This window comes from Rothia nasimurium (genome assembly GCF_928392795.1).
Lineage (GTDB): Bacteria > Actinomycetota > Actinomycetes > Actinomycetales > Micrococcaceae > Rothia > Rothia nasimurium_F.
This window is the reverse complement of the sequence record NZ_CAKMTJ010000009.1, coordinates 102,002-121,371: the sequence shown is the minus strand read 5'-3', so window position 1 is coordinate 121,371 and position 19,370 is coordinate 102,002. Positions and strand designations below refer to the sequence as shown.

The 19,370-nt window shown below is 61.6% G+C and carries 17 protein-coding genes and 1 riboswitch; of the genes, 9 read left to right on the top strand and 8 right to left on the bottom strand.

The annotated features are described in order from the left end of the window. Positions 1-15 precede the first annotated feature (15 nt). A complete protein-coding gene (locus L6963_RS10190) occupies positions 16-2,163 on the top strand; it encodes a cytochrome c oxidase assembly protein (protein WP_237207511.1) in 2,148 nt (715 codons plus the stop codon). 96 nt (positions 2,164-2,259) lie between these two features. Here the strand turns inward: L6963_RS10190 and L6963_RS10185 are convergent, their stop codons facing one another. Both L6963_RS10185 and L6963_RS10180 read right to left on the bottom strand, forming a co-directional pair. After that, positions 2,260-2,469 carry a hypothetical protein gene (locus L6963_RS10185; protein ID WP_237207512.1) on the bottom strand — a complete coding sequence of 70 codons (210 nt, stop codon included), beginning with the start codon at positions 2,467-2,469 and terminating at the stop codon, positions 2,260-2,262. A gap of 236 nt (positions 2,470-2,705) precedes the next feature. Then, positions 2,706-4,052 carry an amino acid permease gene (locus L6963_RS10180; protein ID WP_423817131.1) on the bottom strand — a complete coding sequence of 449 codons (1,347 nt, stop codon included), beginning with the start codon at positions 4,050-4,052 and terminating at the stop codon, positions 2,706-2,708. A 269-nt stretch (positions 4,053-4,321) separates the two neighbouring features. Between L6963_RS10180 and L6963_RS10175 the strand changes: the two genes are divergently transcribed. Beyond that, positions 4,322-6,253 (top strand): NHL domain-containing thioredoxin family protein, encoded by a 1,932-nt coding sequence (locus tag L6963_RS10175; protein ID WP_237207514.1) that lies wholly within the window; start codon positions 4,322-4,324, stop codon positions 6,251-6,253. A 13-nt stretch (positions 6,254-6,266) separates the two neighbouring features. Here L6963_RS10175 and L6963_RS10170 read toward each other — a convergent pair whose 3' ends face one another. After that, positions 6,267-7,250, bottom strand: coding sequence for a hypothetical protein (locus L6963_RS10170; RefSeq protein WP_237207515.1), 984 nt, complete (start codon positions 7,248-7,250; stop codon positions 6,267-6,269). A gap of 64 nt (positions 7,251-7,314) precedes the next feature. Between L6963_RS10170 and L6963_RS10165 the strand changes: the two genes are divergently transcribed. Beyond that, the gene (locus L6963_RS10165) at positions 7,315-8,010 is read left to right on the top strand and encodes a hypothetical protein (protein WP_237187188.1); all 696 of its coding nucleotides are present in this window, start codon (positions 7,315-7,317) and stop codon (positions 8,008-8,010) included. 88 nt (positions 8,011-8,098) lie between these two features. Here L6963_RS10165 and L6963_RS10160 read toward each other — a convergent pair whose 3' ends face one another. Next, positions 8,099-9,202 (bottom strand): MauE/DoxX family redox-associated membrane protein, encoded by a 1,104-nt coding sequence (locus tag L6963_RS10160; RefSeq protein ID WP_237197067.1) that lies wholly within the window; start codon positions 9,200-9,202, stop codon positions 8,099-8,101. Positions 9,203-9,341: 139 nt separating this feature from the next. On the opposite strand from L6963_RS10160, the gene dcd reads away from it, so the two are divergent. Continuing rightward, the gene (gene dcd, locus L6963_RS10155) at positions 9,342-9,938 is read left to right on the top strand and encodes a dCTP deaminase (RefSeq protein WP_237197066.1); all 597 of its coding nucleotides are present in this window, start codon (positions 9,342-9,344) and stop codon (positions 9,936-9,938) included. An 8-nt stretch (positions 9,939-9,946) separates the two neighbouring features. Next, complete coding sequence (locus tag L6963_RS10150) at positions 9,947-11,149, top strand: hypothetical protein (RefSeq protein ID WP_237205710.1); 1,203 nt, start codon at positions 9,947-9,949, stop codon at positions 11,147-11,149. 12 nt (positions 11,150-11,161) lie between these two features. Here L6963_RS10150 and L6963_RS10145 read toward each other — a convergent pair whose 3' ends face one another. Together L6963_RS10145 and L6963_RS10140 are read right to left on the bottom strand one after the other, a co-directional pair. Beyond that, the gene (locus tag L6963_RS10145) at positions 11,162-12,469 is read right to left on the bottom strand and encodes an MFS transporter (protein ID WP_237207516.1); all 1,308 of its coding nucleotides are present in this window, start codon (positions 12,467-12,469) and stop codon (positions 11,162-11,164) included. A 126-nt stretch (positions 12,470-12,595) separates the two neighbouring features. Then, complete coding sequence (locus tag L6963_RS10140; protein WP_237207517.1) at positions 12,596-12,859, bottom strand: DUF4235 domain-containing protein; 264 nt, start codon at positions 12,857-12,859, stop codon at positions 12,596-12,598. A 178-nt stretch (positions 12,860-13,037) separates the two neighbouring features. Then, positions 13,038-13,142: riboswitch (TPP riboswitch) on the top strand. A gap of 55 nt (positions 13,143-13,197) precedes the next feature. Here L6963_RS10140 and L6963_RS10135 point away from each other — a divergent pair. The 4 genes from L6963_RS10135 to L6963_RS10120 all read left to right on the top strand — a co-directional run bounded on the left by L6963_RS10135 (position 13,198) and on the right by L6963_RS10120 (position 17,346). Beyond that, a complete protein-coding gene (locus tag L6963_RS10135; RefSeq protein WP_237207518.1) occupies positions 13,198-13,815 on the top strand; it encodes an ECF transporter S component in 618 nt (205 codons plus the stop codon). Positions 13,816-13,830: 15 nt separating this feature from the next. Continuing rightward, complete coding sequence (locus L6963_RS10130) at positions 13,831-15,432, top strand: ABC transporter ATP-binding protein (RefSeq protein ID WP_237207519.1); 1,602 nt, start codon at positions 13,831-13,833, stop codon at positions 15,430-15,432. Then, positions 15,422-16,222: an energy-coupling factor transporter transmembrane component T family protein gene (locus L6963_RS10125; RefSeq protein ID WP_237207520.1), complete on the top strand. Its 801-nt coding sequence runs from the start codon at positions 15,422-15,424 to the stop codon at positions 16,220-16,222. The genes L6963_RS10130 and L6963_RS10125 overlap by 11 nt, the downstream gene beginning before the upstream one ends. Positions 16,223-16,464: 242 nt before the next feature. Continuing rightward, positions 16,465-17,346: an aminotransferase class IV gene (locus L6963_RS10120; RefSeq protein ID WP_237207521.1), complete on the top strand. Its 882-nt coding sequence runs from the start codon at positions 16,465-16,467 to the stop codon at positions 17,344-17,346. Positions 17,347-17,364: 18 nt separating this feature from the next. Here the strand turns inward: L6963_RS10120 and L6963_RS10115 are convergent, their stop codons facing one another. Next, a complete protein-coding gene (locus L6963_RS10115; RefSeq protein ID WP_237207522.1) occupies positions 17,365-18,594 on the bottom strand; it encodes a multidrug effflux MFS transporter in 1,230 nt (409 codons plus the stop codon). A gap of 112 nt (positions 18,595-18,706) precedes the next feature. Continuing rightward, entirely contained in the window at positions 18,707-19,321 is a 615-nt protein-coding gene (locus L6963_RS10110; protein ID WP_237207523.1) for a hypothetical protein, read from the bottom strand. Between the last annotated feature and the right edge of the window lie 49 nt (positions 19,322-19,370).

The following is a 19,370-nucleotide window of genomic DNA, read 5'->3' as shown; positions in this document are numbered from 1 at the left end:
AATCAAGGTATAGACATGGCAGCACACGAGATGGAGCGCGGGCTCAAGCCCAGCTGGATATGGGCCTTCCCCGCAGCCTCCCTTGTCGCTCTGGTTTTGAGCCTGCTGGTGACCGGCTCAAACGCCGGTACCGACCTAGCGGACGCCGGCGCCCTGGTGCGCTGGGGCCTGCCGGTAGCTGAGAGCCTACAAAACTTCTCGATGGCAGCGACCATGGGCTCCCTTGTCTTCGCCCTGGGGTTGGTGCCCCGTTTCGTGGATGCTGCTCGCGGCCGTGTGAGCGTGAATATGGCTCATGCCACCGACGCGAACCAGCGGCAGAAAAACCTGCACCGCACCGAGCACCCGGCCTTTACCCGCACCCTGACGCTGGCGTCCGCTGCCGCTATTACCTGGACTATCGCCGCCATCGCGGTGCTCATTTTCAGTTACGCCGATATCTCGGGCCGGTCGCCATCGGGCGGGGCCGACTACACCTCGGAACTCATCAGCTACATCACCACCATCGACTCGGGTAAGCAGGAGGCCACCAGCATCATCGTGGCTGCCACTGTAGCTACCCTGGTTTTCGCTGTACGCTCACTCACCGGCCTGCTGCTCACCCTGGGGCTGTCCTTCATCGGAATCATCGCCATGGCTCTGGGCGGCCACTCCTCGGGCGGCAACGACCACATGGGTGCGGTCAACTCTCTGGGTCTGCATCTACTGGGCGTGGTGCTCTGGTGCGGTGGGCTCATGGTGCTGGCCTTTATATCCCGTGACATTACCGGCGAGGACGCAGGTACCGGCACCCTGGCCGAAGAGCAGCGCGGTGCGGCGTCGGCGTCCGCCCGTCGTGTGCCCCTAGCGGTAGCTGTGCTGCGCCGCTACTCGGTACTGGCGCTATTCGGCTTTGTGCTGGTGGTGCTCTCTGGTGCGGTTAACGCCCTGGTGCGCCTGAACACCCTGGGTGAGCTTTTTACAACCACCTACGGGGTGCTAGTACTGACTAAGCTCCTGCTCACCCTGGTGCTGGGGGCCTTCGGTGTAATCCACCGCCTGCGCCTGATTCCCATGATGCAGGCTGGCATGGTCAGCGCCGCCCGCGGCCTCTGGTACGCCATCGCCTGCGAGCTGGTGATTATGGGAGCCACCAGCGGCCTGGCCGTCTCGCTTTCCCGAACCCCGCCCCCTGCCCCCGAAACCCTGGACGCCGGAGCTGAGCCCGTCCGTATCATTACCCTCTACGATATGCCGCCAGAACCGCACCTTGCTGAGTGGTTCACCCAGTGGCGTTTTGACTGGTTCTGGGTAGCCTTCATCAGCTTTGCTGCCTTCTCCTACATCTGGGCTCTGCTGAAGGTCCGCCGCGCCGGTGGGCACTGGCCCCTGGCCCGCGTCCTCTCCTGGTTCCTGGGGCTCTTGGTGCTGCTCTACATCACCTGCGGAGCGCTCGCGGTTTACTCCAAGGTACTTTTTTCGGCCCACATGGTGGAGCACATGCTGCTGACCATGGTCTGCCCCATCTTCCTGGTGCTCGGTGCCCCCGTTACCCTGCTGCTACGTGCCCTCGAACCACGCCAGGACGGCACCCGCGGGCCCCGCGAATGGATTCTGCGCCTGGTGCACTCGGGCTGGTCTAAGGTGATTACCCACCCCATCTTCGCAGCCGTCAACTTCGCCGGGTCGATTGTGATTGTCTACTTCACCCCCCTCTTCGGGGTCATGCTGCGCTACCACGTGGGCCATGAGTTCATGCTGATTCACTTTTTGATTACCGGCTACATCTTCAGCCTGGTACTGATTGGCATCGATCCTATTCCCCACCGCCCCACCTACCCCATGCGCCTGATTATGATCATCGCGACCCTGGGCTATCACGCTTTTGTGGGTATCTCGATTATGCAGATGGACACTCTGCTACAGGCCTCCTGGTTCGGCAACCTGGGCCGCCCCTGGGGTCTATCTGCCATCGACGACCAGAAGTTGGGCGGCTCGCTCATGTGGGCTATCGGCGAGATTCCCACCATGATAATTGCCGTGGCGGTAGCGGTGCAGTGGTCCATGAACGATAAGAAGGTGCAAAAACGCATCGACCGTCAGGCTGATCGCGACGGGGATGCCGAACTCAACGCCTACAACGACATGTTCGCGCAGTTGGCAGAAAAGGACGCCCGCCGCTAGGGCGGACCAGGCTCAGAGGTTCATTAGGGCAGAGAAAAACCCGGGCAAGTAGCTCTTGCTCGGGTTTTTTCTGTCTGTTTCCTCAGAGACGGTAAGTTAGGACGCCTGGCTCCAGGGCTGAACAGGAGTGGTGGCCTCCTGCGCCGGGGCTGCGAAACGGGTACCGCCAGAGGATTGCTGACTTCCTGGCTGGGGTACAGCGGGAAGTGAACCGCTGAGCGGGCTGACCTGCTCTAGTCGGGCGGAAATCTGAGAGATTTTCTCGAACAGGTTCGATGACGAGGGAGCTGCAGTGTGCTGGGTCATCAGAAGCCTCCAAACATCGTAAAGGTGGTTTCAGAAGGGTGCTAAGCGGAGCTGGGAAATCTCTGCCCGCCCCCGGGGGGTCTCTTTAATATAACCACCCCTAGACAGGCTTATTCTTTCTTTTACCTGGGAAAACCCTTGAAGAATGACCACTTGGGGGACAAGCTACTGAGGGGGCTGCCCCTAGATTGGCCAGAAGCGGGGCTGTGCAGCCCTGACCTGTCCCCCAAACATCTTTAGCTAGGTGATGAAACAGTCGTACTATGACGGTGGGTGAAGGCTCCCAGTGTGGCCAGCACAGCCGCAACTGCGACCGATATCAGTACCTCTACGCGGTGGGCTTCTGTGAAACCCATATAGATGAGCAGGGCTAGCAGGCCCACAATCAGCAGGTAATTAACGACGACAGTGCCCTGCCCCCCGTCTAACCTGCGGCTTCGCAAGTGGGAGACAGCTACAATCAGCCAGACAAAAATACCTACCCCACCGGTGGAATTAACCAGCAACGAGAAAACCTGTTCGGGCATGAAGTAATTGAGAGCTACCGACACCACGCCGATGAGGGAAGAGAGCATAATAGCGTTGCGGGGAGCCCGAGACGTAGAAACCCGAGAGAAGGAGCGGGGGGCGTCCCCCTGCTCGGCCAGCGCAAAGACCATACGTGAGGCCGCATAGAGACTAGCGTTCAAGCAGGACAGCAGGGCAGTGAGGACCACAATGTTCATCGCCAGCCCGGCATAGGGGATACCCAGGGCTTCGAACATGGTGACAAAGGGGGAAGAGCCAGCCGCCACCATGGTCCAGGGAATAACCAGCAGGGTCACAGCAATAGATCCCACATAGAAGAAGAGCACCCGGAAAATCACCGACCGCACCGCTTTAGCCACAGCCACCCCAGGGTTGCTGGATTCACCGGCTGCTACCGTGGCAATCTCAGCGCCAAACATCGAGAAAATCACCGCCAGCAGGGCAGTAAAAATAGCCCCCACACCGTTAGCAAAGAAGCCGCCCCCCGCCGTGTAGTTAGAAAAGGACGCCGTCGAGTTGGGAATCAGCCCCAGCACAGCAAGCAAGCCCACCACAATAATGACGGCGATCGCCCCAATCTTGATGGAGGAGAACCAGAACTCAGCCTCCCCGTAAGAGCGCACCGACAGCAGATTCAGGCCCATGAAAGCCAGCACCAGGACCAGGGCCACCAGCCACTGGGGTGCCACCGGCCACCAGCCACTGATGATAGTGGCAGCCGCAGTAGCCTCAATCGCTACCGTCACCGACCAGAACCACCAGTACAGCCAGCCCACCGAGAACCCAGCCCAGCGGCCAATATAGCGGCGGGCATAGACCGAAAAAGACCCTGTCTCAGGAGATCGGGCGGCCATTTCCCCCAGCATGCGCATGACCAGCACCAGCACAGTGCCAGCCAGCAGATAGGTCACAATAACGGCAGGGCCAGCCGTCACAATAGCGGTCGACGAAGCCACCAAAAGACCGGCACCAATCGCACCGCCCATAGCGATCATCGATAAATGCCTAGGCTGTAAAGTCCGGGCCAACTGAGAGCCAGCACTTGGCTGCTCCACCTCGCGTGTAAGCGTCACACACACCTTCTTGCCATACGGCGCACCCAAATATGCGCACCTACTTTAACCACCGGCGTCCGCAAAAACTTCCCGAATAAATCCCGGCGGTAACTGCTGATAATCCTAACCGTTACGCAAGTGTTACGCACAGTTGAGTACTATGACGCCAGCCCCTACACAGAACGCAACAAATGCCCCCGCACCCAGCAGCCCACTAGGCTGGTGAGTAACTAACCCTGCGCTCAAGTGCGCACCACAGAAGGAGAACCATGGCAGAGAATGCAGCCGCACGCCAGACCAAAGTCCGCGCCTCAGAACTCGTCGGCCGAGGCTGGCTCAACACCGGCGACAAGCAGCTTTCCCTCGAAAGCCTGCGCGGAAAAATCGTCATCCTCGACTTCTGGACCTTCTGCTGCATGAACTGCCTGCACGTACTCGACGAACTGCGCCCCCTCGAAGAAGAATTCGCAGACGTCCTCGTTACCGTCGGCGTGCACTCACCCAAGTTCGAACACGAAGCCGACCCGGTGGCGCTCGCCGCCGCCGTCGACCGCTACGACATCACCCACCCCGTGCTCGACGACCCCAACCTGGACACCTGGAACGCCTACACCGCCCGTGCCTGGCCCACCCTGGTCGTCGTTGACCCCGAAGGCTACATCGTCGCCCACCTCTCCGGTGAGGGCCACGTTAAGGGCCTCACCTCCCTGGTGCGCGAACTCGTTGAAGAGCACGAAGCCAAGGGTACCCTGCACCGCGGCGACGGCCCCTACGTGCCCCGCCCCAAGCCCCAGGGCACCTTTGCCTTCCCCGGCAAGGCCCTTGCCCTACCCGAAGACCTGGCCGGCCGCCCCGGCACTTACCTGGTCACCGACACCGCCCGCCACCGCCTAGTGCAGGTCGAGGGTGACCTTGAAACCCCCCTGGCCAGCTTCGGTGGCCCCGAGAAGGGCTACGCGGACGGCGACGCCGCAACCGCCCGCTTCAACGAACCCCAGGGCCTGGCCCTGGTCCCTGCTGAACTGCGCGAGACCCTGGGCGCGGACGTCCTCATCGCCGACTCCGTCAACCACCGGGTACGCGGCCTGCGTCTAACAGATGGAACCGTCACCACCCTGGCAGGCTCCGGCGCCCAGCGCCTCATTGACGGCGACACCGCCCGCACCGACCCCAACGTCATTGCCGAGGGCGCCGACCCCCGCTCTGTCGCTCTGTCATCCCCCTGGGACCTGGTCTACTCCCGTGAGGCGTCCGCCTTCCTGATCGCCATGGCAGGCACCCACCAGGTCTTCAGCTTCGACCCCGTCACCGGCCAGCTGGCTGTTTTCGCGGGTACCGGCGCCGAGGGGCTCAAGGACGGCGCGGCCGCCGACTCCTGGTTCGCCCAGTCCTCCGGCATTATCGAAGCCCGCGACGGCTCCATCTGGGTTGCCGACTCCGAAACCTCCGCCCTGCGCCACATCACCTTTGACAAGGGCGCAGCGACCGTTAGCTCCGCCGTGGGCATCGGCCTCTTCGACTTCGGCTTTGTCGATGGCCCCCGCGAGGACGCCCGCATGCAGCACTGCCTGGGACTCACCGAACTGCCCGACGGCTCCATCGCCATCGCCGACACCTACAACGGCGCTATCCGCCGCTTCGACCCGGCCACCGGTGCCCTCGGCACCCTGGACCGTGGCTTTGCCGAGCCGTCTGACCTGCTGGTTGAAGAGACCGAGGACGGCGGCGCCCGCCTGATCGTGGTGGAAGCCAACGCCCACCAACTGGTGCGCGTGGCCATTCCCGAAGCTATGCAGCACGTGGACGAGGGGGCCTCCCAGGTCACCCGTAAATCCACCCAGCTGACCGGTGGAACCCTGGACTTCACCGCCCGTTTCACCGCCCCCACCGGCCAGAAACTCGATACCCGCTGGGGCGACCCCACCCAGCTCAAGATTTCATCCACCCCCGAGAACTTCATTCTCGAAGGTGCCGGCACTTCTCAGGGCCTGACCCGCCACCTGGTGCTTAACCCTGAGATTACCGAGGCCGTCCTGCACATCACCGCCCGTGCCGCGGCCTGCGACGGTGAGCCCGGCGGGGAAATCCCCGACCACGCTGCCTGCCACCTCTACCAGCAGGACTGGGGCCTGCCCGTCATCGTCACCGGTGACGATGCAGACGAGGCCCACCTGGTGCTTGACCTGCGCGGGGTGAACTAGGCAAAAGTGACGTTTAGCCAGCGGGGGTAAAGGTGAGAGTTTCCCCGCTGGCAGTCAACGACCCTTTCAGGGAAAAGGAGACAGTCTTGGTGACCTGCTGAGTCTCTCCTGTATACAGGTCAAGCTCGGTAAAGGAAATCTCTGCTTTACCACTGCTCTTGCCCAGAGCCCATTTGCCCCCGGCCAAAGTCACCTCGGGCTGAGGGTACTCGGTGACAAGCCACGTGACATCGCCGTCCACGCGACCTGAAAAGTCGTACTCAAACGGACAGCCGGTGGGGTAGAGGGAATTCTGCGCGGCACAGGTATCAAGGTAGGTCTTAATCTGTTGCTGCACAGAGGTCACCGCAGCTTCTGAGGGGGTGAGCTCAACGGTGAGAGGGGAAGGGCCGCTGCTCGGAGCTGTCACATCGACCGTCTGAGACCCGGCAGTGTACAGCGCTGACTCATAGGTGACCGTGTAGGAGCCGGGGTAGAGCACCGCAAACTTACGGGTTCCCCCTTCAACCGCCACCTTGGTGTTGTTAAGGGTTGCTGCCTCCACCGAATTCGAGGTAATTTCTACGGTCGGCAGCTCTCCGGCATCAATCTGCCACTGGTCAAAAACACCCCAGTGGGACCCCACCTTATGAAGATAGAAATCGGTGCTACCGGCCTCACCGTCGAGAGTATAGGTGACGGTCACGGTGGCGCGATCCCCACCGTCAGTTACGGTAACCGCCCTCGTTGAGAGGTCTTTGAGACCGGCAAAGGACGCCTTCAGCGCGCCCCCATTGAGCATGGCGGCACTGGCATCAGGCACCTGGGCGCCCAAAATGCCCAGGGCTTTAGAACCATCCCCCTCACGAACAGCAGCGAAGTAGGCGCGCACCTGCCCCTGCGGCCCGTAGACCAGACGGTTAATGAGGGCTAAAGAAGTAAGGGCGATAACAAGCGCGGCAAGGACGCCCAACAACCACCAGGCTAAAACACGGTCTACTGAAGATCTAAAATGCACCCTTTAAATGTAGCTCACACGCGCTTACGCCCCGTTTGGGCGGTACTGCCGATAGAGTAGAGCCATGGCAGAACACGCTCACCAGGTACCCGATAAATACGGGGCCGTCACGAAGATCTTTCACCCCCGAATCAACTCCTACCACCGCCGTCTCATCGCGGGTGTACCCGCGGGTGTGCTGGCTTTAGCCTGCATCTGGTTCATGGTGGCCAAGCGCCCCACCCCGGTCTTTATGGTGCTTCTGGGCCTGATTACCCTGGGTGCCCTCTTTGCTATCTACTCCACCCTGCGCCCTCAGATTGTGGTTAAGACCGAAACCCACGTGCTGAGCGGACGCCTGTTCGGATGGCAGGCTGCCGAGCTCAGCTCGATTTCTCAGACAGTCTTCGCTGAGCGTCTCACCCCCCGCCAGGCAGCGGGCAAGGAGCTAACCGGCATGGCAGCTTTGCGCTACAAGGGGGTGCCTGCCCTCTGGGCCGTGAACGCCAAGGGCAAGCGTGTTTTCCGCCTTGACGGGCGTATCTGGGACGCCAAAACCCTGCGCTCCATCGCCACCGCAATTGCCCCCCAGACCACCGTCTACCAGGTTATCAACGTGACCCAGATGAACAAGCAGCACCCCGGCCTGGTGACCTTCAACGAGCTGCACCCCGGCTGGAAGTCCACCACCGTGGGCGTCATCTCCCTGCTCTTCCTGCTGGCCCTGGCTGTTGCCGCAGTGCTCCCAGAAGAGACCCTGCAGCAGTTCAATATCCTGTAGAAGCGCTCACTGATATAACAGAGCCCGGGCTTCCCCTTACTCAGGGAAGCCCGGGCTTTAGCGTACCTGCTCGAAATACACCCTAGAGCTATTGGCGGTCGTTAGCGATAATCTCGTACTCTGAGTCAGACTCATCATCTGTGCTCTCTATGTCTGCCTCTACGAGAGAGTCGTAGTCGGCATTAATTTCAGCAATGATGTCTTCCACAAAATTCATTACCTTCTTGCCGCCAAAGACCGGGCCGCCGGCCAGAAGACCGTCTGCCCCCAGGGCAACAGCGCCAGGAGTGCCCTTGCCAAAGAGGCTCTGAGTCTTAAAGCCGGGGTCAACAAAGACCTGGATATCGCCGGTGAAACTGAAACGGTCGATATCGGAGTCGTTAGAGACTACCGGGTGGATACCCAACATGGGCAGCTGCTGCTGCCACTCATCGATTTTGTCGATAACTTCGTGGCAGTGCCCGCAACCGGGGGAAACAAAGAGAAGAACTCTAGCCTGTTGCAGCGCTAGCTCGCGGAGGCTGGTTTGTTCTCCCGAACCCGAAGGGAGGGAACGATTCTCATGGGGGTAGTAAAGGGCAGCAAAAGGCACAGGGGTGCGGACGTACTCGCCCTCCTCATCTACGGGGGACTCGAGGGCAGGGGCGGTCGTCTCTTCCTCGGCAACGGGGACCAGCTCGGAGCGGTAGATAGCCCAGAGGGTCAGCGACGCTATACCAGCACCAATCACCCAGAGCCAACCATTAGCATCTAGAGCCAGGAGCATAGTGAGGGCTGACCCACCAGTATTCAACGCACCGATGAGAGCGCCACAGGCTGCTACTAAGAGAGCTGTATTGCGCACCAGAGTATACGCCGAGACCGGGGCCGTAGACGCTGACCCGAAACAGTTACAGCTAGCGGTATTACCCTGCACCACAGCCCGAGCAATTACTGCCCAATAGCCGATAAAAAGTACCAGCGCCGCGATAGCAGCTAGGACCTGAAGAATACCGGGGGCAAAGAAAAGGACGGCTGCCAGAGCTAGTTCGGCCCAGGGCAGGATTCGGGCAAACGGCTTGATAGGTAGCCACTGATCCAACTTGAGGTTGACGATAGCTGTCACCGTGCTGGTGGGCTCTTTAGCCTTGGCGTAACCGCTCACAGCCAGTGTCACAATAACGGTGAGCGTGCACAGCACTAGGGGAGTCATAGTCTGCTTTCATGCGAGTGAAGTATAAGATGCTTTGCTCTTAAGGGTACGCTTCTTCCCCGCAATGACAGGGGTGCACTACGCCACGCTGTATGTAGAGCGTCAGCCCGGTGCTGTTGAAGTGCGGTATTTTTGAAGTGTGCTATTTTCTGATCAGGATATCCGCAAAGAAATTGATGCCGGGCGAATTGCCCTAGAGCCCTACGACCCGTCGATGATTCAGCCCGCCTCGGTGGACGTGCGCATTGACCGCTTTTTCAGGCTCTTCGACAACCACAAGTACCCCTACATCGACCCTTCACAGGAGCAGGAAGACCTCACCCGCCTGGTAGAGGTTGCACCCGATGAGCCCTTCATTCTGCACCCGGGTGAATTCGTGCTGGGTGCAACCTACGAGAAGGTCACCCTGCCAGATAATATTGCTGCCCGACTGGAGGGTAAGTCTTCACTAGGACGTCTGGGGCTGCTGACCCATTCCACCGCGGGTTTTATTGACCCCGGGTTCTCAGGCCATGTGACCCTGGAACTGTCGAATATGGCGACCCTTCCCATTATGCTATGGCCCGGTTCTAAGGTGGGCCAGCTTTGCTTCTTCCAGCTCACCAGCGCAACCGAGCACCCCTATGGTTCAGGTGCCTACGGCAACCGCTACCAGGGGCAGCGCGGTCCTACCGCTTCGCGTAGCTACCTGAACTTCCATAAAACCCTCATCCCTACCGATACCCCGACCAGCTAAGGAGTCATATGCGCGGTCTGTTGCTTCATCCCGCTGATGTTCCGGTGCTTGTGGTCTTTGAGGACGCTTCAGACCGGCTCTGGGAGGACTCCTTACGTGCCTGGGGGTCCCTTGCACCGCAGATTATTGACCCCGTCGCGGATGCCGATGCGGAGGGCGTCCGTCTGGTCGTGCTGAGCCAGCGTCCTTCCACTGAGGTTCTAGAAGCCTACCCGCAGGCTCTTGAGCTGACTTCCATTGACAGTTCAGACGAAGCGCTTGCCGCAGAGCGTCTGACGGTACATGTGACGATGCACCTGCTCAAGGCTCATGCAGGCAGTAAACATCTGCTGCATGCAGCTGTGCTAGGAGACGCTGAGAGTGGGCAAGCCGTGGGGCTGGTAGCTGCTTCTGGCACCGGCAAGACCACCGCAGCCAGCGTCCTGGGTGCTTCCCTTGCTTATCTCAGCGATGAGACAGCCGTGATCAACATCGATGATCTGAGCATTATGCCCTACCCCAAGCCCCTCTCGGTGATAGAGACGGCACATGCTCCGAAGGTGCAGTATGACCCGGCTCAACGGGGTCTCAAGGTCGCTGCGCCCGGTAGCACCTATACTCTCTCGCACCTGGTGATTCTTGACCGGGATAAGACCGGGAAGGCGCCGGTGAGTTGGGAACGTCTTCCGCTAGATGATGCCCTTTTTGCGATTATCTTGCAGTCGTCCGGGGTGCAGCAGATGCCGCAAGGGTTGGGGGAGCTGGCCCGTCTCATCAACCGCGTGGGTGGAGCTATCAAACTGACCTACAGCGAGATTACTGAGACGCTCCCTTTCTTCCGAGACCTACTTGCGGGGCAGCTGGATATCCCGCCGCTTACCCCAGATTTCGAGTACCTGTGTACTCCTGAACCTGTCACTGATGGGCTAAGTAGCGAAAATCTTTATCAGCGGGTAGCTGGCACCGAGGGCCTGGCGGTGGAGGATAGCTTCTTGCTCACCACATCAGGTAGGCTCTCACGTATCTCTATTATCGGTTGGGATATCTGGTCCTTCCTAGAAACTCCCCACCGTGCAGATGATATTTACGCGGCTATGGTTGAGCTTTACGGAGATATCGCCCGCCCTGATTTTGATGCAACCTTGCGAGGCATGGTCGCTGGGCAGATGATCGAGGTCATCCGCCACTCTGACGCCCCTGAAGACGCTCCGATTCCGGATAGCCGAACCTAGGTCGGTAAGGGCTTACCTGACGGTGGTTACCTGCGGGTCCTTGATGGGGATCATCAGAAGCAGACCTGCGAGGAGCACGATGATGATGCCGACGATGCCCCAGATTTGGCTGCCCATGAGGGTGACGAAGATGCCGAAGAGGGCAGGGGCCAGGAAGCTGGCTGCGCGGCCGGTGGTGGAGTAGAGCCCGTAAATCTCACCTTCCTGGCCTTCCTCGACCAGGCGCCCCAGGTAGGAGCGGGCCGCTGACTGAGCCGGGCCGACAAAGGCGCACAGGGCGAGGCCGCAGACCCAGAACATGGTGGTGGATGGCCATACCAGCAGGGGGACGGCTACCGCGATGAGGGCTACCAGCGAGAAGATAATGACGCGTTTGGGGCCAAAACGGTCGTCGAAGAAACCGCCCAGCATGGCCCCTGCTCCTGCCACGATATTGCCGAAGATGGCAAAGATAATTACCTGGTTGGTACTAAAGCCGAAGGAACCTGCTGCGAGGATGCCGCCGAAGGTGAAGATACCGTTGAGGCCGTCGCGGAAAACAGCGGACGACACCAGGAAGTAGAGGGTCGTGGGGGCCTGCCGGTAGAGCCTGACGACGGTGGCGAAAAGCTGTTTGTAGGAGGCAAGAATCCCGGTACGGGGGGCGTCCGGACGCACCGCCTGCGGCAGGGAGCGCACCTTGAGAATCAGGGGCAGGGAGAAAACTAGAGCCCAGGCCGCCGAGAAGAGGGCAACAGCGCGGATGTTGAGGGCGCCGTCCTCCGTAATACCTAGCAGGCCGGGGGAGATGAACCCCACGAGCACAAGGAGCAGGGCTACAATGCCGCCAAAGTAGCCAGCTGCCCAGCCGGTTCCGCTCATTTTGCCGATGGTATCTCGGGTAGAGATAGTGGGCAGGATAGCGTTGTAGTTGACCACGGCGAACTCATTGACCAGGTTGCCCAGGGCCAGCAGGGCCACACCCCAGATAAGGTAGTCGGGGGAGGGGGCTACGAAGAAGCACAGGGCCATCAGAAGCACCAGGAGCAGGCTGTTGACGGTCAGCCAGAGGCCGCGGCGGCCGGTCACATCGGCCCGCTGGCCCGAGAGTGGGGCAAGTAGGGCGATGAAGAAACCTGCGATGGTGAGACCGGCGGAGAGGACGGCCGAGGTGTGCTCGGTGCTGCCAAAGCTGGAGCTGGTGAGGTAGACCGTGAAGACGAAGGTCGTCATGATCGCGTTGAAGCTGGCGTTGCCCACATCCCACAGGGTCCAGGCGAAGAAGGTGGAGCGGGAGGCAGGGGCGGTAGCAGTGGCGCTGCCGGGTGCTGGTGTGGTCATGGCTATATGCTATCGGCCCGGTTGCTACTTGTGGCCTGTGAAACGGTTAAATGACGGTAAAAGTAAAGGCTGGCCCCGCTCTCCACTGAGCGGGGCCAGCCTTGCAGGCGGGACTACCGGCCGGGCTTAGACCTCAGCCTGGTTGCCTGATCCGGCCTTTGCTTCAATCTTGTGCTGGGCGCGGGTGATGCTGACCTTGATGATGGTGCCGACCAGGCCGGTAACCAGTGACCAGAGGATGATGTCGCGCCAGCGCTCATCGTCATCGGGGTTGTTGGCGGGGGGTTCGTTGCCGGTGATCTTGGTCCAGGTGGCGCTCAAAATCTTGTTGGAGAGGGCCACGCCGCCGAGTGAAGCGGCGGTTCCTGCGATCTTGATGAGGGGGTTCATGAGGTTCCCTTTCGGTAGCTGATGGAGGCTCTACAGAGAGCTACTGGCACTAACACTATCAGTACTGTGTAAATGTGGGCAGCTGGCAGCGGCTTCTGTCATAAAAGTTTGTATCTTTTCTTTGCCGGGCTGACCTGCCTATACTACAAAGGCGTTCAGAAGGAACGTCCGCCCACGGCGGAAACGACAGGGGAGCGCCCACACGGGGCGCTGAGAGTGCACATGCAGACCCTCGAACCTGATCCGGTTAGTACCGGCGCTAGGGAGTCGAACAGAACGGCTGGTTTTTTGCCTGCCGGTGCATGCCCCCTTTGCTGTACCACACCAAAGGAAGGCTTATGTCTAAGAAAGCTGCGCTGACATGGCGCGTTAACGATATCGTAGTAGCCTCTGTGCTGGCTGTTGCCTGCGCTGTGCTCTTCTGGGCCTGGAATAACGGCGGCTACAACATGGCCCAAACCGCCTTGGCCCTGGCCCCCGAGTACGCCTCGTTGGTGGGCGGCACCTGGCTGATTGCGGGCGTCCTTGGCGGCTATATCATCCGTAAGCCTGGCGCTGCCCTCTACACTGAGCTGCTGGCTGCGGTGATTTCTATGCTGCTGGGCAGTAGCTACTCTGTAGCGATTATTATCTCCGGTATTATCCAGGGTCTGGGTACCGAGCTGGTCTTCCTGCTCTTTGCCTACCGCGTCTGGAACCTGGGCACCACCCTGCTAGCGGGTGCTTCTGCCGGTGCCTTTATGAGTATTTCTGAGCTCTTTATCTACTACGCGGGCGTCTTTGAGGGCTCCAAGGCTGTCACCTACGCGGTGTGCGGCGTTATCTCCGGCACCCTGCTGGCTGGTCTGGTGTCGTGGCTTCTCACCCGCGCCCTGGCGACGACCGGTGTGCTCGATTCTTTGGCCGCTGGCCGTGCCCGCCGCCGGGCTGGCACCTCACCCCGCTCTCAGGCCTAGACCAGGGGTAGGCGCGTGCAGGTAGAGCATGGGGCCCGCTTTGTGGCCCGTAATTTCGGCTGGCATCACCCCGGGCGGGCTACCCCTGCCTTTTCGGGGCTGAACTTTGAGATTGCCCCGGGACAGAAGGTACTCCTGGTGGGCCCTTCTGGCGCGGGCAAATCGACTCTGCTGCACGCCATGGCGGGTCTGCTTGTCGATGAGGACGATCAAACCCAGCTAGGTGAGCTGACCGTCAGCGGGCAGACTCCCACCGAGGCCCGCGGGGTCTGCGGGCTTATGCAGCAGGACCCCGAAAGCTCGGTGGTGCTGGCGCGGGTAGGCGATGACGTGGCCTTCGGACCCGAGAACCTGGGGGTGCCCCGCGAGGATATCTGGGACCGGGTGACCTGGGCCCTGGAGGCCGTCGGTCTGGGCTCCCTGCCCCTTGACCGTTCCACCTCGGCTCTCTCTGGCGGGCAGAAGCAGAGGCTGGGCTTAGCCGGTATCTTGGCTATGCACCCCGGTGCCCTGCTCCTGGACGAACCCACCGCCAACCTCGACCCGGCGGGTGTGCTTGAGGTGCGCGACGCCGTCCTGGCCGCCGCTGCCGCATCGGGCGCTACCCTGGTGGTTATTGAACACCGGGTTGGTATTTGGGCAGAGCACGTCGACCGGGTGCTGGTGCTCGATGCTCAGGGCGGTATCAGCTTCGACGGCCCGCCTGCGCAGGTGCTGGAACAGGCCCGCGACCAGCTCATTGCCGGTGGGGTGTGGGCGCCCGGCTATGTGCCCCACCCGCCCCGGGCAAGGAAGGTGGGGGCGGACGTCCGCCCCCGGCAGGGTACGGACGAGCCCTCCCCGCTGCTTGAGGCCCGCGAGGTGGGCCTGACCCGGCAGCTACCTACCCGTCGCCAGCGTAAGGAGCGCTCCCGCGCTATCGCCGCGGGGCAGGTGCCTACCCTCGATCTGCCCACCCTGGCTAGTGGAATCAACCTGACCCTTTCTTCCGGGGAGCACCTGGCTCTTTTGGGGCCCAACGGTGCCGGGAAGTCGACCCTGGCGCTGACCCTTGCCGGGCTAATCTACCCGGCTGCTGGGCAGGTCTATGCCCACGAGGCACTCGTCGCGGGTCTACCCGCCCGGCACCGTAGCTCCGACCCCGCTAGCTGGCCCGCTGCCGAGCTGGCCGATCGTATCGGTCTGGTATTCCAGGAGCCGGAGCAACAGTTCCTCGCCCCCACCGTGCGCGCAGAACTAGAGTTTGGCCCCCGGCACCTGGCCCGTGTGCGCAAGGAGAAGATTGATGAAGACCGGCTGGCTGCCCGCACCGATGAGCTTCTTGCCCGCTTGCGTCTTACCGACCTGGCAGATGCCAACCCCTTTACCCTCTCGGGCGGTGAAAAACGACGGCTGTCGGTAGCCACAGCCCTGGCCACCGAACCGGCGGTCCTGGTGCTTGATGAACCTACCTTTGGGCAGGACGCCACTACCTGGGCCGAGCTCGTCACCCTTATCAAAGAACTTCTCGACCGGGGGCTGGCCGTTATTTCGGTAACCCACGATACAGACTATGTAGCTGCCCTCGGCGGTACGCGCCTGACCCTGCAGAAAGCGGAACCCACCCATGGCTCTTGACCTTTTCGCGCTAGGCCCTGCCCACCGTAGCCGCGCCGGAAAGCTCAACGCGGGCACCAAACTGCTGGCTACCTTCCTGCTATCGATAGGGCTGCTGCTCATCAAAGACTGGGGCACCGCCCTGGTGGTATTTGCCCTTGAACTGGCCCTGCTCAAAGCCTGGGGCGTGCAGCCGCTCGCCCTGCTGGCCCGTTTCTGGCCCCTGCTGATCGGCACCCTGCTCACCGGCTGGTCCACCTCGCTGATCGCCGATAAAACGGGGGAGACGGTACTCCAGATGGGGTTCATCTGGATTACCACCGACTCCCTTGCCATGGGTATCTCCCTGATGGTTCGTGGCCTGGCCCTAATCTTGCCCAGCCTCCTGCTCATCACCACCACCGACCCCACCCACCTGGGCGACTCCCTAGCGCAGACGGCTAAACTACCGGCCCGCTTCGTCCTGGCCGCCCTGGCCGCCCTGCGCCTGCTAGGGCTCATGTTCAGCGAATGGCACACCCTGGGGCAGGCACGGCGTGCCCGCGGGCTAGGGGCAAGCGACTCCCTGCTCCGCCGCGTCCGCACCCTGGCCGGGCAGACCTTCGCCCTGCTGGTGCAAGCTATCCGGCGCGGCACCCGCCTGGCTGTCACCATGGAAGCTCGCGGTTTCGGTGCCGGGCCCCGTACCTGGGCCCGCGTTCCCGTCTATAGCAGGGACGATTCGATCTTCCTGCTGTGCTGTCTGGGAACGCTCATCATCGGCTACGTGACATCGGGCCTTGCTGGCACCCTCACCTGGGTGTGGCAGTAAAAATATGACCTAAAAAGTCCAAAAATCTTTGAGAAAGCCCCACCGCCCGCGTTAGAGTGAAAGCGTGTACCCGGTCACCAGGCCCCACGCCTGGTAGTACTGGGAAAGAGTTCGAGCTCCCGACCAGAGGGCTCGAAGAACGCTCGCATCGTACGCGGTGCTCGCATCAGGTGCTCCCGCCCCGCAGCCCCTAACGCCAGGTTGCCGCGGGAGCATCAGCGTTAAGGGTTAGGCTTGGAAGTATGACTACAACCGTTGTGATGCTAACCAAAGAAAACCCCGCCGGTGAGCTGGTTGACGCCACCGCCCCCCTCATCAACATCGAAGACCAGGGGCTGACCCGCGGCGACGGCGTCTTTGAAACCATGCTGGCCGCTAACCGCCGCGTCCGTAAATTTGAAGCCCACCTGACCCGTCTGGCCGGTTCCGCCCGCCTGCTCGACCTGCCCCTGCCCGCTGAAGACAACCTGCGGGCTGCCGTGCAGCTGGCCGTCGATGCCGCTGCCCAGGGGCCCCAGACCGTGCTGGGTGAAGAGCACACCGTCAAAATCATCATTTCCCGCGGTACCGTTGAAACCGGCCCCCACGCCTGGGTGACCGTGGCCCCGTCCTCACCCACGATTCTGCGTCAGCGCGAGCAGGGGGTGCGGGCTATGCTCCTACCGCGCGGCCACGACCCCGCCGAAGATTCCGCCTACCCCTGGCTCCTGGCCGGAGCCAAGACCCTCTCCTACGCCATCAACATGTCGGTGCTGCGCTATGTGGGCAAACACGGTGCGGACGACGCCATCTGGGTGACCGACGACCGCCGCATTCTTGAGGGGGCAACCTCATCGGTCATCGTTGCCAAGACTGAGGGGCAGAAGAAGGTGCTCTACACCCCCGAACCGGCCCACGGCATTCTGCCCGGCACCACCCAGGGCGCTATCTTTGCGGGCGCTCGCGCCGCCGGATGGGAGCTCGGCTACGGGCCCCTCTACCCCCAGGACCTGCTGGAGGCGGACGCCGTGTGGCTGGCGTCCTCGGTACGTCTACTGGCGCCGGTTACCCACCTTAACGGAACCCCCGTGGCCACCGATAAGGAACTAACCGAAGAACTGCTGGGCTACCTGGCGCGCGGCTAGCGTGGGGGTAGGTGGCTACTAGGGCTTGGGGCGGTCAATCGCGTAGTCGCTCTCGGCCCGCGGCGTAGTGGCCAGGCTCAGAGCGCTGAGGGCCGCAAACCCCACCATCGCGCAGGCCATGGGCAGGTAGGCGCTGCTGCCACCCAGGGCAACCAGGGGTGAGGCGAGGCCACCCATCAGTGCCTGTACGGTGCCGAGCAGGGCGCTCGCGGAGCCCGCAATGTGGCGGGCTTCGCCGAGGGCCAGGGCTGAGGCGTTACCAAAGACCATGCCGACCGAGGCGGTGAAGGCGAACAGCAGAACCATGGTGGGAATAAGCGAGGGGGTGCCCAGTAGGAAGTAGCCCAGCAGGAGCAGGCTGACGGTCAGCAGGGAACTGGTGCCAATGACGAGGAGCTTGCGCAGGGCAACCTTGCCCACCAGGGAGGTCATCACGGTGGAGGCAAGGACGATGGCCAGGGAGTTCAGGCCAAAGACGTAGGTGAAGTGGGTTTCGCTCAGACCCATGACGTTTTGCAGCAGGTAGGGCGAGCCGGAGATATAGCTAAAGAGGGCGCCGAAGGCCAACACCATGGTCAGCATGAACCCCCGGTAGCGGCGGATTCGGGCCACCTCGATAATGCCGGCATAGGCTGAGAGTAGGGAGCCGGTGCGGCGCTTGTCTGCCGGTAGGGACTCCTTGATGAAGAAGAGAACCAGCACCAGGGAAATAGCGATAATGACGCTAATGACCTTGAAAATATCGCGCCAGGTACCGTGAGCTAGAACGAAGCCGCCGATGAGCGGGGCAGCGACCGGGGCGATGCCGTTGATCATCATCATGATGCCCATGAGGCGGGCGGTCTGCAGACCGCTGGTGGAATCGGCCACGATAGCGCGGGCTAGCACCATGCCGATGGAGCCGGTAAAGCCCATCACGAAACGGGCCGCAATAAACAGCTCAATGGTAGGCGCAAAGACGCAGACCAGGGCCGAGAGGGCACAGAGGGTTACCCCGATGAGCAGGGGCAGACGGCGCCCGGTCTTATCAGAAAGCGGCCCCACGATAAACTGCCCGGTGCCCATGCCCACCATGAAGGCGGTCAGGGTGAGCTGGGCGTAAGCGGTGGTGGTCCCTAGATCAACCGCGATAGCCGGGAGTGCTGCCAGATACATATCAATGGCGAGCGGGCCCACGGCGGTGAGTGACGCCAGGGTAATAATTGCAATCGGTGGCAGGCCCCGATTAGGTGTGGCGGCTGAGCTCATCGGCGGTGGGTCTTCCTCTTAGGGGCGGTTTTCAACCCGTCCATTCTACGCCTGCCGGTTTCTTATTTGATAGGGAAACTAATGTGATGTTGCAGAAATGAAAAAATATGACCTACCGCTGAACATAGCGGACGCCCGCCCCCGCATAGGCGCTCGCGTAGGCTGCCAGCAGGTCGGCTTCTTGTTCTGCCCACATGTCCCAGTAGGGGCGGTAGGTTTCTCCGTCCCGGGCTAGGGCCCGCTGCCTGCGGCGCGCGGTATCAAGCTCCACGAAAACACCCACATCGTGGGTGCCGGTCAGGGCTCCTACCCCTTCAGCGATGAGCGCGCCGCCCGCCGCCTGCTGGGCAGCGGTAAAGGGGTGCGGGCCGGTTGTTTGAGACCTACCCCAATCCCAGCCAAACCAGTGCGGGGCAGTCTCGGGGGAGCTGGCGCGTCCGTCCGCCACGGCCTCGGCAAGCTGCTGCCATACCCGGGCGGCCTGGGCCAGTCCGCTCCAGCCCTGGTAGAGGTCTTCTAGATGAAAGACCTCGGCCGCGATACCCCGCTTGCTCAACCAGGTAGCCAGCTCAGCAGCCAGGGTGGTTTTACCCGACCCGCTGCGTCCGTCAATCGCCACCAGCAGCGGCCGCCCACCCCGCACCTGCTGGTGGGCCTGCGCCACCACCTCACCGAGCGAATCTAGCCCCGTTAGCTCAAGCACCCCGGCCTCCTTCACCTTTGCCATAACTACTGCCCTCAGGCTACCGCACCGGGGCGATTCGCTAGGCCATAAT